Raw genomic sequence first — 16,318 nt, 5'->3', positions numbered from 1 at the left:
TCAGCACTCCAGTGGAAATGATGAGATGACAAGCAATCAGAACACCCAGTCCCGACCAGCCCTCGGCGCGTTGCGCCAGTTCCATCAACCGTTGCGGCCCGGATCGCCGCCCCTGCTGATCTTCGGCCACGCGGGGAGCGGGGCATCGGCGTACCGGACGCTCTCCGAGCTGTTCAGCCGGGAGTTCACCGTCCTGATCATGCAGTACCCGGGTCGGCAGGACCGCATGCGGGAGCCTGCTGCGACCGGGCTGCACGCCCTGGCGGCCGAGGCCTACGCCGAGTACTCCAATCGCACCGAGGAGGCCGACGTCCCGTTGACGGTGTTCGGCCACAGCATGGGTGCGCTGGTCGGCTTCGAGTTCGTCCGGCTCGCCGAGGAGGGCTCGACGCCGATCAGGCGTCTGGTGGTGTCCGCGGCAACGGCACCGAGCCGGGTCGCGGAGCTGCCTCCGCACCCGACCGACGACGAGGGGCTGATGGCACACCTCTCGGTGCTGGAGGGGACCGGCAGCGGTGTGATGGGCAGCGACGCCGTGATGCGGATGGCCCTGCCGGTGCTGCGCGCCGACTACCAGGCGTTCGACGCGTATCGGGCGAGCGCCGACGACCGGATCGCCGCGCCGATCGCCGTGGTCGGTGGCGCCGACGATCCGGTGATCAAACCGCACGATCTGCACACCTGGTCGGTCCACGCCGACGATGTGGAGGTCAGTGTGTTCGACGGCGGACACTTCTACCTGCACGAGAAAGGTCCGGGAGTCCTCGACGTACTGACCGAGCCCGTGGCGAGCGGACGCCGATGATGTCGTCGCCGGAGCCGATCGTCATCGCCGGGATGGCGGTCGAGGCACCAGGAGGGATCGAGACGCCCGCGGAATTCTTCACCGCGCTCGCCGACGGCGTCGAGCTCGTCGAACCGTTTCCCCGGGACCGGGACTGGCCTGTCGATCAAGTCCTCGCTCTCGGGTCGATCGACGGGTGGGGCGACGTCGCCGACGCGGGTGGATTCCTCCGTGGCGCAGCTGAATTCGACCCGATGTTCTTCGGGATAAGCCCCCGCGAGGCGATCGCGATGGACCCGCAGCAACGCGTGGCGATGCGGGTGGCGTGGCGTGCGGTCGAGAATGCCGGCATCAACCCGACTGCTCTCGACGACGAGGAGGTCGGCGTGTACATGGGGGCATCGATGGCCGAGTACGGTCCGCGGGCCGCCGCCGTCAACGAGTTCTCCGGGCACCGGATCGCGGGTACGGCGCTGGGTGCGGTTGCCGGTCGCATCTCGCACGCACTCGGCGTGGTCGGGCCGTCGATGACCGTGGACACCGCGTGCGCGTCGTCGCTCACCGCGCTGCACCTGGCCGCGAACGCCATTCGGAGCGGTGAGTGTGCCTGGGCGATCGCCGGTGGGGTCTGCGTGATGGGCTCGCCCGCTGCCTTCTTCGAGTTCGCCAAGAACAACGGCCTCGCCGCCGACGGCCATTGCCGCTCGTACAGCGCCTCGGCCACCGGCACGCTCTGGGGCGAAGGTGCCGGTGCCGTCGTGGTCGAGACAGAGGGACGCGCGCGTCGACTGGGTCACCGGATCCTGGGGACGGTGCTGGCGACGCGGGTCAATCACAATGGGCGGGGCGCCCCGATCGTGGTGCCCAGCGCCGAGGCCCAGCAGCGTCTCGTGGAACGCACGATCGCGGCCGCCGGTGTGTGCCCGGCCGACATCGATGTGGTGGAAGGGCATGGGACGGGCACGCCCCTCGGCGACCCGATGGAGTTGCGGGCGTTGCAGAACACATACGGCGCGGCGCGGTCGGGGCAGGAACCTGTCCTGCTCGGTTCGGTGAAATCGAATGCCGGACACGCACAGGCCGCCGCCGGGATGATGGGCCTGATCAAGGTGCTGCTGTGCGGCCGCCATGGGATGACCGTGCCCAGTCTGTTCGCCGACGATCCGACCGACAAAGTCGATTGGGACGGTGGTGGTCTGCGGTTGTCGACGCAGCGTGCGGACTGGCCGGCGCGCGCGGGACGGAGGCTGGCGGCGGTGTCCAGCTTCGGGGTGGCCGGCACCAACGCGCACGCCATCGTCTCGATGCCCGCGACCGACAGAGAGATCGATCATGTCTGAGACCCCGCCCCCGGCCGCTGAACAGACCGGACCTCGTCTGCCCGATGGCCGCACAGCGGTCCTCGTCTCCTCCGATGTTGCCGACCTGGTCGTCGAGGAGGCCGATGCATTGCTGGCCTACGTGCGGGCTCATCCGGCCGTCACCGTCGGTGCCATCGGCTCGCACCTCATGCGGACGCGGCCAGCGCGCCGATACCGAGCGCTCGTCCTCGCCGGCGATCGGGAGGAACTCGTCGACGCACTCGACTCGTTGGCCCGTGGCCGCGCCCACCCCGCCGTGGTCCGCGGTACCGGATCGGCGACGGCGCGACGGGTCGCCTACACCTACCCCGGACAGGGCAGCCAGCGGCCGGGAATGGGACGGACTTTCTACGATCTGTCGGCCCCGTTCCGGCAGGCGGTCGACGCCTGTCATGAACAATCGGTGCGGCTGTTCGGGTCGTCGCCCAGGGACTATGTGTTGGGGGAGGTCGATCCGGACGATCCGTCGACCACCGATGTCCGGGTGATCCAGCCCGCGCTGTTCATGCAGATGGTCGGGCTCACTGCGATGTGGGATGCCGCAGGTGCCACACCGTCGCTGACGGTGGGGCACAGCCAGGGGGAGATCGCCGCCGCGGTGCGCAGCGGTGTGATGACCTTGTCGGACGCGCTGACCATCGTGACCATTCGCGCTCGCCTGGTACACGACATCTCGCCGCGTGGTCACACGATGGCGGTTGTCGGGATCGACGTCGACGAATGTGAGGACATGCTCGCCCGGCACTCGGGGTGGGCGCAACTGTCGGTGGTGAACTCCGCGCACATCCTGTGCGTGTCGGGCAGACGTGACACGGTCCTCGAGATGGTGGATTCGCTGAGCGCACAAGGAAAGTTCGCAAAAGAGATCCGCGTCGAATACCCCGCCCACACCAGCATCGTGAGCGAGTATCAGCCTGCCTTCCTCGACGCGCTCGGCACGTACCTGGAGAACTCCGCAATGCTCTCCGGTGACCTGCCGTGCGTCGGTGCCACCCTCGGCGCGGCGGTCGACGAATCGATGGCGCTGGGGGACTACTGGTTCTGGAATCTGCGCAACCGCGTCCGATTCGACAAGGCCATCGCCGGTGCGGCCGTCGAACACCGGGCCGACTTCTTCATCGAGATGTCCGAGCACCCGACACTGTTGCTGGCGATGGGCGAGACCCTGTCGGACATCGATGACGACGGTCTCGCGGCACGACCGGTGACCGGGACCTCCAGGCGCGATGCCGACGGTCTCGACGAGTTCACCCGCAATGTCGCGGCGCTGGCCGTTGCCGACGCGGGATTCCGTTGGGATGCACTGATGGCCGAGTCCCGGAGCCCGATTCCGCCTGTGCCTCTCGAGGACTTCCCCAACACGGTCATGCGTCGCACCCACCTGTGGGCCGATCGGGAGTCCGGGCTCGCGGACCCGATCAACTCGCCGGAGTGGGCGGCGCAGCGCGCAGGCCGATCGGTGCACCGGATCGTCAGTGGCTGGTCTCCGTTGTCCAGGCGGAAGATGTTGTCACCCAGGAGGATTGTCGTCCTCGACCCGACGGGCCGAGGTGCCGCGCAGGCAGGTGCTATCCAGGCGGCGGCCCCCGGGCACGGCGCGGTGGTGACCGTGATCGGCCCCGGTGACGATCCGACACCGGCAGGCGACATCGACACCGCGGTGCTGCTGACCGGAAGCGCCGGGAGCTCGCCGGCCACCGCGCCGGAATTGCTGGCAGACGTGCTGGCCGATGCGCGCTGGCGGGCCGGGCTCGAGACACTGCCCGAACAGTTCTGGTGGATCACCGTCGGCGGTGAGCAGGTCACCGATTCCGACCCCGCACCCGACCTCGTCCACGGATCGATCACGGCGGCCCTGCGCTGTGCTGCTGCCGAGCATCCCGCGACCCGCTTCCGTCACCTCGACCTGGAACCGTCCCGGGGCGAGCCCGCTGCCGACGCGATCGTCGCCGCACTGCACATCGCCGACGAGCCCGAGCTCGCGATCAGGGGCGGATCGGTTCATGTGAAGCGCTGGGCCACCACGGATTCGGTGGCACGCGGGCCCCTGCCGAAGCTCGACCACGTGTTGATCACCGGCGGTACGGGCAAACTGGGCCTCGAGTTCTGTGAGTACTACGCGTCCGCCGGAGCAGGCCGGATCACCCTGGTGAGCCGGACCGGCGGGTCCGCCGACGCCGTGCGCAGGATCGAGGCGCTGCGGCGGCGCGTCGACACGGTGATCGACGTCGTGCCCGGTGATGTCACCGACGAGGCCGGGGTGGATCGTCTGGCCGAGATGCTCGCCGAGCCGGTGACACTTCTGCTCCACGCGGCCTTGAATTACGTCTCGACGTCGATCGACGAGATCAGCCGGACCGCCGTCACGGACTCGATCCGCGCGAAGGTCGCCGGGCTGCAGAACGTGGTGCGAGCACTTCCGCTCGCGGATGGGGTGTCCGTGGTGGTGTGCTCGTCGCTGGCGGCCTCGCTCGGCGGTCGGGATCAGGCCCTGTACGCCCTGGCGAATCGCATGCTCGGGATCGCGGCGGCGCAGCTTCGTGACGAGGGTATCGCTGCCGCGTCGATCGAGTGGGGACTCTGGCGCGTGCAGGGCCCGCTCGACGCGGACGGGGTTGCCGCGGTCGAGGGCGCAGGCGTGGTGCCGATGGCCCCCGCTGCGGCCATGGCGGCCGGGCTGACCGATCTGACCGGCGACAGCATCGTGTTGTCGGCCGACTGGACCGAGTTACGCGACCTGCTCGGTCTGTTCGGGTATCAGCCGGTGCTCGCCGATCTGCCGGATCTGTCCACCGACGTCGTCGTCCCGATCACGGCCGAGCATCCGACGGTGGAGGTCGGCGGTGTCGTCGATGGTGGCAGCGACCCGACGCCGTCGCGAGCCGCCGTCGCCGAACCGGTGTCGCAGGCGGGACGCGGCGCCTCGGTCGCGGATCTCCTCCGAGCCGAACTCGCCGTCACGATGGGTCTGCAAGCCCAGGATGCCGACGTCGATCCGGATATGCCGCTCGTCGCGCTCGGGCTCGATTCACTCCAGGCACTCGACTTCCGCAAACGTGTCAAGACCGCCCTCGGCCAGGACCTGCCCGTGGAGGCAATTCTCGGTGGAGCGTCGTTGCACGAGGTCGTCGATCTCATCGGATGAGTGCGCCGCACCATCCGTCAAGTAAGGTCAGGCTAATCGGCCTAATAAGGGGAAGTGGTCTCATGGCGACCGACTACGAATCAACGGGAACGCACACACAGATGCCGTCAGGTTACGACGACACCGATACCGGGCCCATCGGCCCACAGGCATATTCGGCAGCTGACGGCGCCGATCTCGGCGACACCGCAGGTGACACCGCAGGTGACGCCGCCGATGGCGGCGGCAGTGGGGGCGGCGGGGTCAACTGGCCGACGGTGATGATGGCCGGCGGCATCTCCGCGATCATCTCCGCCGTGGTCGTGACGATCGGCGTGGTGGGGCTGCTGGTATCGGACATCGGCCGCAACGGCGACGCGGCCGGTGGCGCCCAGCCGACGGTCGTCAACCTCGGCTCGGCACAGAGCGCTGCGCCGCAGGGCGCGGCGGCACCACCGGCGGCCGCGGCGAATCCCCAGGCCCCGGCGCAAGGAGCCGCTCCGGGTGCGGCCGCCGCTCCGGCGGGCGAGGGCAGCAGCGCGGATCTGCCTGCCGGGGGAGGTGCGTCAGGCGGCGGGATGCTGCCCGGCGCCGCGCCGCAGGCGGCACCGCAGGCCGTCCCGCAGGCCCCCGCTGCCCAGGCGCCGGCCCGGCAGCAGTCTGCACATCCGGCGAAGTCCCCGGCGCAGTTGCAGAACGATCTCGACACCCTGACCGGCAACGGCTCGACGGCCGCGAAGGCGCAGCGTCTCGAGGGCGGAGCGAAAGCGGTCCGTCAGGCGCAACCCATCGCGACGCTGCTGCAGCGGTTCCGCCCGATGGGCATGACCTACCGCATCACGGGGCCGGTGACCGTCACCGGCAACACGATGAAAGCGACTCTCGAACTCCGTTCTCCCGGTTGGCAACCCGCGCGCATGCCGCTCTACTGGGTATGGCAGGGCGGGCAGTGGAAGCTGTCCAACCGCTCGATCTGTGACCTCGGCGCCTACGGCGGTATTCCCTGCTCGCTCTGACTCGGGTGCCGTCTCGTCCGATCAGCAGGCCGAGGCACCCGGGTTAGGGTTGCCTATGTAAACTGAGCGGCATGGCTGACGACCTCTTGCAGCGAAAGAAAGAGTTGCTGCGACAGCGACTCGCGGCCGACGGACTCGGGCGGGACTCCGGCGGGGGACCTGTCGCCCTTCCGGCCCGGCCGGCGGGGTCGACCTCCCCGTTGGCGTCCGCCCAACGTCGACTCTGGTTCGTGTCCCACCGCGATCCGTCCGATACATCGCTGAACGTCGGTGTCGCGTATCGCCTCGACGGTCCGTTGGATGCCGGGCGTCTGCGCGCGGCGTTCGACGGCGTGGTCGCCCGGCACGAAACGCTGCGCTCCACTTACGAACTGGGGCACGACGGTGAGCCCGTGGTACGTCATCACGCGCCCGGTGCCATGCCGTGGCAGGAGGTCGACCTCGCCGAACTGACCGGACGGGCCCGCGACCGGCGTCTGCAGGTCCTCGCGCGGCGTGAGTTCGGAACGGCCTTCGACCTCACGTCGCAGTTCCCCATCAGGTTGCTGCTGGCCCGCCTCGCGGACGACGAGCACATCGTGATGCTCACCGTGCATCACATCTGCTGGGACGACGAATCCTGGTCCGTCCTGTTCGACGAGGTGAACTCGGCCTACCACGCAGCCGCCGGGTCGTCGACACGGCCGGCGCTCGCACGACAGTATGTGGACCTTCCACCCACCGACCCCGAGTCGGTGGCCGACGATCTGCGCTACTGGCGCGACCAGATGACCCCGACGCCGGAGCCCCTCGCCCTCCCGGTCGGTACGCATCCCGCCCGTGTGGAACGGGCGAGCGGACGTGTGACCCGGGCGCTACCGGCCGACCTGGGACGCCGGGTGGAGGATTTCGCCCGAGCGTCGTCGGTGAGCCCGTTCACGGTGCACGCCGCGGTCACCGATGCGCTGATCCACCGGACCACCGGGGCGACCGATTTCACCGTCGCGGTGCCGGTCACCCATCGTCCCGGTGACGCCGCGGACCTGATCGGGTACTTCGGCAACACCATTCTGACCCGGACCCGCCTCGCGCCGACCGACTCGCTGGCCGCTCTGACGGCGGCCGCGGGTGAGCGTCTCGTCACCGGCTTCGCGCACCAGAACGCGCCGGTGGATGCCGTGGTCGGAGCGCTCAACCCGGACCGCGGGGCCGGCGGTGACGGTCTGGCACAACTCGTGTCGGTGAGCCTGAGTACTCGCCGTCAGGCGAGTGGTCTCGCCCTCGACGGCATCACCTCGACCTACCTCGACGAGCTCGGCACCCCGAACGCCCAGCTGCCGCTCGAGTTCGCGGTCATCACCGGTGAGCAGTCGCAGATCGAGCTGCAGTACGACGCGGCCCTGTTCGCCGACGACGTCGCGGCGGGGATCGCCGACGCCTATGTCCACCTGCTGGACCAGGCCCTCGCGGCACCGGACCGGCCGATCCGTGACCTGGAGATACTCGACCCCGCCGCGTTCGCCCGCGTGTTGGAGGCATCGACCGGGCGTCGCGCAAACGTTGCGGACACCACGGTCGTGGAGCTGTTCGCTGCTGCGGTGCTGGCTCGCGCCGACCACGAGGCGGTGGTCTCCGATGACGTGGTGCTGACCTACCGACAGCTCGACGAACGATCGAATCGGTTGGCCCACTGGATGCTCGCATCGGGCGTCGAGACCGAGGACCTGGTCGGTCTGCGTCTCGGCGGGTCGGTGGGATTCGTGGTGGCGGCGCTGGCCGTACTCAAGGCTGGGGCCGCCTACCTGCCGATCGACCCGGATTACCCCAGCGATCGCACGCAGTTCCTCGTCGACGACGCCGCGCCACGTCTTGTCCTCGACGCTGACGCGCTGGCCGCTGCCGAGACCGAAGCCGCCGAGTGCCCCACGGACGCACCGGACGACGGGATTCGTCGGACCCCGCTGCGGCCGGACAATCTCGCGTACGTCATCTACACCTCCGGCTCCACGGGTACCCCCAAGGGGGTTCCTGTGGCGCACAAGGCAATCGCCGATCATCTGATCGGTTTTGGTGCAGGCGAGGTGCTCTCACCGGATGACCGGCTGGTGCAGACGTCGTCGGTGAGCTTCGATGCGTCGATGTTCGAGGTGTTCTGCACCCTGGCGGTCGGAGCAACGTTGGTGATTCCCAAACCACGTGCGGTGCAGGATATCTCGTACATGGCCGATCTTCTGGTGCGGCAACGCGTGACCGTGATGCACATGGTGCCGACCCTGCTGTCGACGCTGCTGATGGTGCCCGAGGTCAAGCAGTGGACGATGCTGCGAACGGTGCCGGTCGGTGGTGAGGCGTTCTCCGGCGAGGTCGCCGACTCCTTCACCACCACATTCGACGCGGCGCTGTCCAACAACTACGGGCCGACCGAGGCGGTCGTCGCCGCCACGCACTACCCGGTGGACGGGCCACAGGGCAGCTCGATCGTGCCGATCGGCACGCCGAACACCAATGTGACGAGCTATCTGCTCGATGCCGGTCTGCACCTCGTGCCCGACGGTGTGGTGGGTGAGATCTACCTGGGCGGCTCGCAACTCGCGCGCGGATACCTCGGACGGGGCTCGCTGACCGCGTCGCGATTCGTCGCCGACCCGTTCGGCCGGGGTGGACGGCTCTATCGCACCGGCGATCTCGCCCGGCGCAACGGCAACGGAGATCTGGAATTCGTAGGACGCGCCGATGAGCAGGTGAAGGTGCGCGGCTATCGGATCGAACTCGGTGAGGTCGAGGCGGCGCTCGTGGATCACCCGGATGTCGCGCATGCGGTTGCGGTCGTCGATGCCGCCGATTCCGGCGCACGCCTGCTCGGCTATGTGATCCCGCAGGAGCATGCCGGGAGCGCGATCGACCTGGACGACGTCCTCCGTCACGCCCGCTCCGCCGTGCCGGATCATCTGGTGCCCGCAGCGCTCGCGGTGATCGACGAGATCCCGCTGACCACACACGGGAAACTCGACCGTGGCGCGCTGCCCGTCATCACCGCCGTCGTGCGATCCGATCGAGCACCGCGCACGCCGACGGAGCGTCGTGTGGCGGCGGTCTATGCCGAGCTCTTCGGACGGGACGACATCACGGCAGGGTCCTCGTTCTTCGACCTCGGCGGCCATTCGTTGCTGGCGGCGCGGCTGGTGACGACCCTGGTCACCGAATTCGGCATCGATGTGGATGTCCGTCTTCCGCTGGACAACCCGACGGTGGAGGGGCTGGCCGCGGCGGTGAACACCGCAGTACGCGAAGAGTTCGGCATCGACCTCGACGAGCTCGGGGATCTCGACGAAGTGGGAGCAGACCTGCCATCGACGGGTGGCGCGACGTCGTCGGTCAGCATCGGTCGGCCGCCGCTGGAGCACGTCGAGCGCCCCGAAGCCGTCCCACTGTCGTTCTCACAGCTGGCCATGTGGTTCCAGCATCGGTTCGAGGGGCCGGGAGCCGCGGGGAACATCCCGCTCGCCCTCCGCATCGACGGTCCCCTCGATGTCGATGCGCTCGGAGCCGCGCTGTGCGACGTGGTCGACCGACACGAGTCGTTGCGGACGACCTTCGTGGAGCGCGACGGGCTGCCCACGGCCCGGGTGGGTGAGCGGCCGGAGATCGATCTGCCGGTTGTCACCGTCGGCGGCGCCGAGGAGCGCGATGCGGCGCTGGTGGCCGCGCGTGAGCACGTGTTCGATCTCGCGGCGGGTCCGCTGTTGACGCCGACGTTGTTGCGGGAGAACGAGACGACGCAGGTCCTGTCGCTGATCATCCACCACATGGTCATCGACCACTGGTCGACCGATGTGCTGATCTCCGATCTCGTGGCCGCATATCGTGCGCGCGCGGCGGGCGCACAACCGGAGCTCGTAGCGCCGACGCTGACCTACACCGACTATGCCCTGTGGCAGCATCAGGTGTTCCCGGTCGGGACCGGCACCCCCGAGGGGGTGGACGGCCCAGCAGATTTCGGGCGCAGGCAGATCGAGCACTGGCGCACTGCGCTGGCCGGTCAGCCGGACGAGATCACGGTCTCGCCCGACCGGCCACGTCCGCAGGCCCTCACCAAAGCCGGTGTGCTGGCCGACTTGTCGGTCACGCCGGAGGCTCGGCAGCGTCTCCGGCGGGTGGCCGACGCCGCCGGCGCGACCGAGTTCATGACCGTGACCGCTGCGCTCACCGGGCTGTTGAGCCGGCTCGGTGGTGGCGACGACATCGCGGTGGGAACACCCGTCGCAGGCCGCGTCGATCCGGGTTCCGACGACCTGATCGGCCTCTACGCGAACATGGTGGTGTTGCGCACCCGCACCGACGGCACCCCCACCGTGAGGGAACTGATCGGTCGCAGCCGGGATGTGGTGCTCGACGCCTTCGCACACCAGGATGTGCCGATCGAGCGGCTGGTCGAGGCGATCAACCCACGCCGCACACGATCGCGGAACCCACTGTTCCAGAGCATGATCCACTTCCGCGATCGAGATCAGAACGACTGGGGACGACCGCTGGACGACGACGGCGCGACGACCGTGACGTTGTTGTCGGTGGAGCAGGACACGTCGTTCCTCGACCTCAACGCGATCCTGACGGTCACCGAGGACGGGGGGCTCGAGGGACGCGTGGTCGGCAGCGCGGATCTCTACGATCAGGAGACCATCGACGGGATCGCGGCGGCCTTCGCGGCGATGCTCGAATCCTTCGGCGCCGAGCCCGACACCGCCCTGACGGCGATCGCCCTGCCTGACCTTCCTGGTGTACTCACGGCCGACCGGCACGGCGACGACCCGGCCGCACTCGCGCGTCTGATCGTCGCCGAACGTCCACGCCGTGTACACGCGGCGCCGCGGACGCTTGCTGCGTTGCAACACACGGGGTCCACCGACCTCGGGTCGGTCCGAGAATGGGTCGTCACCGAGGCGGGGGCCGGTTCGTCGCTGGCCGAATCGCTTGCGGCCCTGTCCCCGGGCTCTCGTCTCACCGATCCGTACGGGCAGGTTGCGCCCGCGGTGGTGGCGATGGCGCAGACGGCCGGGGGTGGTGCGGAGACACCGACCGAGGAACGACTGATCGGCATCCTCACCGACCTGCTCGGCGTCGACGGTCTGGGCCGCGACGACAACTTCTTCGCCGTCGGTGGGGACAGCGTCATCTCGATCCAATGGTCTGCCCGTGCGGCGGCCGAGGGATTGCCGCTGGCGCCTCAGCAGATCTTCGACCACTACACGATCGCCGAACTCGCGGCGGCGGTCGATGCCGTCGAGGCGCAGGACACCACCGGTGGCGGCGTCGACGACGCGGAGGCGGCGCCGATGAGTGCATCCGGCCTGAGCGAGGACATGTTGCAATCGCTCGGGGCGGCATGGAAGTCCCAGAGGTGAGCGCCGCCCCGGAGATCGAGGACGTCCTGGCGCTGAGCCCGCTGCAGGAAGGCCTGTTCGCACTGTCCGAGATGTCGGGCGACGGGATCGACCTGTACTCGATGCAGTTCGTCGTGGAGATCACCGGCCCATTGGACCGGCAGATCTTGCGCCGCAGTGTGGATGTGATCATGGAGCGGCACCCCAACCTGCGGGTCTCGCTGTGGGACAAGGATCTCCCGAAGCCGGTGCAGATCGTGCCGTCGCATGTCGACGTGCCGTGGGAGGAACTCTCGGCCACCGCAACCGACTTCGACGACATCGCGGCCGCCGAGCGCGCCGACCGTTTCGACCTTCGGCGTGGACCGTCGTTGCGGGTGAAGCTGATCGACCTGCCCGGGGAACGCTCCCGGCTGCTGGTGACCGCGCACCACATCCTGATGGACGGCTGGGCGATCGCGCTGTTCTTCGGCGAGATTCTCGCGATCTACTCGGCCGACGGTTCAGCGGCGTCGCTACCGCCGGTTCGCCCGTACCGCAACTACATCGCCTGGCTCGCTGCGCAGGACGTCGAGGCGGCCCGGGCGTCGTGGCGCGAGCACCTCGACGGCGTCGAACCACTCATGATCGCGGCACCCACGGTGCCGGTCACCGAGCCCGTCCGGACCCGGCACCGCCTGTCCGTCGCGGATACCGAACGATTGGTGTCGTGGGCGCGGTCGTCGGGACTCACCGCCAACACGGTCACCCAGTTCGCGTGGGCAGTGGTGCTGTCGCGGCTCACGGACCGGACCGACGTCGTATTCGGCACCACCATCTCGGGACGCCCGCAGGGACTCGCCGGGGCCGACGAGATGATCGGCCTCTTCATCAACACCGTGCCCTCACGTGTCCGTCTGTCCGGTACCGACGATGGCCGGCCGACGACCGTCGCCGCGGTGTGCGCTGCGCTGCAACGGGACTCGGCGTCGATGCGCGACCAGGGACATCTGGGCCTGTCGGAGATCCAGCGGTCGGCGGGACACGCCACGCTCTTCGACACCCTGTTCATCTTCGAGAACGCGCCCATCGGTGCGGCTACCGAACCCGTGACCGCGGCCGACGGCACCCGGTTCCTGCCGCTCGCCATGGAGAGTCTTGCGCACTATCCGCTGACGGTGGTCGCCTACCTGCTCGACGGCGAGCTGATCGTGATCACCGAGTCGATCGACGATGCGCTGGGCGAGATCGACGCCGCCGACGTCGCGGAACGCATCCTCGCGGTGCTGCGTGCGCTACCCGATGCTGCGGACACTGACGTCGACCACCTCGACGTGCTGCTGCCCGCCGAGCGCGCCGCGCTCGAGCAGACCGACCACGACGCACCCGCCGACCTGCCCGCGACCGTCGTCGAGGCCTTCGTCCGGCAGTGTGAGCGCACCCCGACGGCACCGGCGCTGGTGACCGACGACGAATCGATCACCTACGGCGAGCTCTTCAGCCACGCGAGCCAACTCGCCGCCGAGTTACGCGACCACGGGATTGAACCCGAAACCGTTGTCGCCGTGGCATTGCCGCGGTCGACCGGTTCCGTGGTCGCCATCCTCGCGACGATGCTCGCGGGCGGGGCATATGTGCCCATCGACCTGGCCTTCCCCGACACCCGGATCGCGAACCTCCTCGATCAGTCCGGCGCAGCCGTGGTGGTGACCGACCGGGCGCACGCCGGCCGGTTCGCCGACAGCGTGCTCGTCGTCCCGGACGACCCGGAGACGGCCAACCGTATCGCCGCGCGAGCGGCGTCGCCTGCTCTGACCGCCGAACCGGCGATCAGTCCGGCGAGCGCCGCCTACCTGATCTTCACGTCGGGATCGACCGGAGAACCCAAGGGCGTCATCGGAACACACGCCGCCCTGATGAGCTACTGCCGCGACCACCGCGACCACATGCTCGCCCCCGCACGTGCCCGGCTGGGCCGTCCGTTGCGGATCGCGCACGCCTGGACGTTCAGCTTCGACGCCTCGTGGCAACCGCTGGCCGGGCTACTCGACGGCCACGCGATCCACCTGTTCGGTGAGGACGAGATGCGCGACGCAGGCCGGCTCGTCGCGGATCTGGCCCGGCACGCGATCGACATGATCGACACCACGCCGTCCATGTTCGGACAGCTGGCCGCGGCCGGTCTCGTCGGCGGCTATGCCGCGGACGGCGCGGCGCCGGCCGGAGGTCACCTGTCGGTGCTGGCCCTGGGCGGGGAGGCGATCGGTCCCGCCCTGTGGGGCCGGCTGTCGGCGTTGCCGGACACCGTCGTCCACAACTGCTATGGGCCCACCGAGACAACCGTCGAGGCGGTCGTCGCGCGGGTCGCGGATTCGGCGGTACCCACCATCGGTACGCCGACCGACCGGATGAGCGCCTACGTCCTCGATTCCCGACTCCGCCCGACACCGACCGGTGTCGCCGGCGAGCTGTACCTGTCGGGCGCCCAGGTGACCCGTGGCTACCAACGCAAGCCGGCGATGACGAGTACGCGATTCGTCGCCGACCCGTTCCGCCCCCACGAGCGGATGTATCGCACCGGAGATCTGGTGCGTCGCAATGCGGCCGGGAACATCCTGTTCGTCGGCCGCAGCGACGATCAGGTGAAGATCCGCGGATACCGCATCGAGACCGGTGAGGTGGAGGCCGCGATCCGACGCGCCGACGGTGTGGCCGCGGCCGCCGTCGTCGTCGTCGACCGGGCCGCCGGGCCGGCACTGGTCGGGTTCGCCGCCGGAGACGACGTCGACGCCCGTGCCGTCCGCGCCCACGTCGCGAAAGCGCTCCCCGCGCACATGGTGCCGTCGCGGGTCGTCGGCGTGCCGGTGCTGCCGATGAACAGCAACGGCAAGGTGGACGCCATCGTCCTCGCCGAATCGGCCGCCGCCGCACTGCAGGCACGCGCCACTGCCGACGACGTCGACCTCACACCGACCGCCACGATCGTCGCCGGTGTGATCGCCGACGTCCTTGGGACCGCACCGGGTCCGGACGAGGACTTCTTCGACCTCGGCCTCGACAGCATCGTCGCCATGGCCGCCGTGAACGCGCTGCGCGGACACGACCTCACCGTGACACCCCGGATGGTGCTGTCATGCCCGACGGTGCTCGACCTCGCCGACGCGATCGACAACGCCGAGGAGGACGAATCCTTCTCGGCCGGTCCAGGTCTCGTACCCGCACTGCCGGTCGTCGAGTGGATGTACGAGTACGGCAATCACCGTCGGTTCACCCAGACCGTGCTGTTCGCGCTACCGGCCGAGGTGTCCGACGATGGGCTGATCGCGGTCCTGCAGGCCACGATCGACGCCCACGACATGCTCCGCTCGATCGTCACCGAGGACGGGTTGATCACCCGCGACCGCGGCACGGTCGACGCCGCGTCGGTGCTGTTCGTCCGTGACGCCGAGGACCTCGCCGGCAGCATCACCGCCGCCGCGCGTGCGGCGAACGACCGCATCGACCCCGACTCGGGCCGGATGGTGTCGGCAGTGCGAATGCGCCGCAACGACTCCGAGGGTTCCTCCGCCGACATCCTGCTCCTCGCCATCCACCACCTCGCCGTCGACGCGGTCAGTTGGCAGGTGCTCTTCGCGGACCTCGCGCGGGCAGGCTCGACGCTCGACGGCGCCGACGACTCGTCGACGATCCCCGCCCTCCCGGAGGAACACACCGATTACCGTGCGTGGTGCCGCTTCGTCGAGGGACGCGCGGACAATCCGGATGTGTTGGCACAGCAGGACTATTGGACCACCCAGGTCGCCGGACCCGATCCGGCCGTCGGGGCCCGGCAGGTCGATCCGACCGCGGACACCTGGGCCTCTCTGCGGTCGGCGGTGACCACCACCGACATCGACGTCACCGCGACGATCCTGAAGGCGGCGGACCGTACCGTCGGCGTGCGCGAGTTCCTGCTCGCCGCGCTCACTCTCACCGTCGCAGGCTGGCGGGTGCAGCGAGGCCAGGACGCGACGGGTGGCGCCTACATCGCGCTCGAGGGGCACGGCCGAGAGGACCATCTGGGCGGTGCCGGCGTCGACACGTCGCGCACGCTGGGCTGGTTCACGAGTGTCTTCCCGGTGCGCCTCGGTGTCGGTCGGTCGGTCGGTGCCGACGACGTGCTCGCCGAACCGGACGTCGGGCGGAAGCTGTTGGACGAGGTTGCCCGTCAGGTCGCGGAGATCCCGAGCGGCGGAGTGGATTTCGGTGTCCTCAAGTATCTTTCCCGAATTCCGGGGTTGCAGGCGCCGATGCCGCAGATCGAGTTCAACTATCTCGGTCGTTTCGATCTGCACACGCCGGACACGCAGTGGCAGCCGTGGTCGCCCATCACTGATCTCGACGTCAACGAGCACTTGCCGACGGACCCGGAACCGGATCTGCCGTTGCGGTATGCGCTCGACGTGGTGGCGGTGATCCGGGCGACCGACCACGGTCCGCAGTTGGTGACCAACTGGCGCTACGGCGACACCGTGCTGACCGCCGGCGAGGTCGGGGAGCTGACGGCGATGTGGGAGCGATCGGTGGTCGCGTTGGCGGGAGCCCTCGAGGGCTAGGACGGAACATTCGTGCCCACGACGGTTGCGACGTGAGACCCGGTGCGGCGTGGTCGGGCCCGCCGTTTTCACACTGTGGAGTTGTCAAGGTACGGATGC

Annotated in this window: 6 protein-coding genes; all 6 read left to right on the top strand. The window is 69.2% G+C overall.

Annotated elements, in window-relative coordinates; translation table 11 throughout:
- The first annotated feature begins 25 nt into the window (after window positions 1-25).
- The 6 genes from IDF66_RS09760 to IDF66_RS09735 all read left to right on the top strand — a co-directional run bounded on the left by IDF66_RS09760 (window position 26) and on the right by IDF66_RS09735 (window position 16,219).
- Window positions 26-805 carry a thioesterase II family protein gene (locus IDF66_RS09760; protein ID WP_190266693.1) on the top strand — a complete coding sequence of 260 codons (780 nt, stop codon included), beginning with the start codon at window positions 26-28 and terminating at the stop codon, window positions 803-805.
- Complete coding sequence (locus IDF66_RS09755; RefSeq protein WP_387998887.1) at window positions 802-2,124, top strand: beta-ketoacyl [acyl carrier protein] synthase domain-containing protein; 1,323 nt, start codon at window positions 802-804, stop codon at window positions 2,122-2,124. The genes IDF66_RS09760 and IDF66_RS09755 overlap by 4 nt, the downstream gene beginning before the upstream one ends.
- The gene (nbtC, locus tag IDF66_RS09750) at window positions 2,117-5,290 is read left to right on the top strand and encodes a nocobactin polyketide synthase NbtC (RefSeq protein WP_190266692.1); all 3,174 of its coding nucleotides are present in this window, start codon (window positions 2,117-2,119) and stop codon (window positions 5,288-5,290) included. The genes IDF66_RS09755 and nbtC overlap by 8 nt, the downstream gene beginning before the upstream one ends.
- 62 nt (window positions 5,291-5,352) lie before the next feature.
- Window positions 5,353-6,285 carry a hypothetical protein gene (locus IDF66_RS09745; protein ID WP_190266691.1) on the top strand — a complete coding sequence of 311 codons (933 nt, stop codon included), beginning with the start codon at window positions 5,353-5,355 and terminating at the stop codon, window positions 6,283-6,285.
- A 71-nt stretch (window positions 6,286-6,356) separates the two neighbouring features.
- Complete coding sequence (locus IDF66_RS09740; protein WP_190266690.1) at window positions 6,357-11,666, top strand: non-ribosomal peptide synthetase; 5,310 nt, start codon at window positions 6,357-6,359, stop codon at window positions 11,664-11,666.
- On the top strand, window positions 11,648-16,219 hold the full coding sequence (locus IDF66_RS09735) for a non-ribosomal peptide synthetase (protein WP_190266689.1): 4,572 nt from the start codon (window positions 11,648-11,650) through the stop codon (window positions 16,217-16,219). The genes IDF66_RS09740 and IDF66_RS09735 overlap by 19 nt, the downstream gene beginning before the upstream one ends.
- Window positions 16,220-16,318: the final 99 nt, after the last annotated feature.

Origin of the sequence: Gordonia hankookensis, from assembly GCF_014673215.1 — a bacterium.
Classification (GTDB): domain Bacteria; phylum Actinomycetota; class Actinomycetes; order Mycobacteriales; family Mycobacteriaceae; genus Gordonia; species Gordonia hankookensis.
The sequence above is the reverse complement of the archived record's forward strand: the minus strand, read 5'-3'. Positions and strand labels throughout refer to the sequence as shown.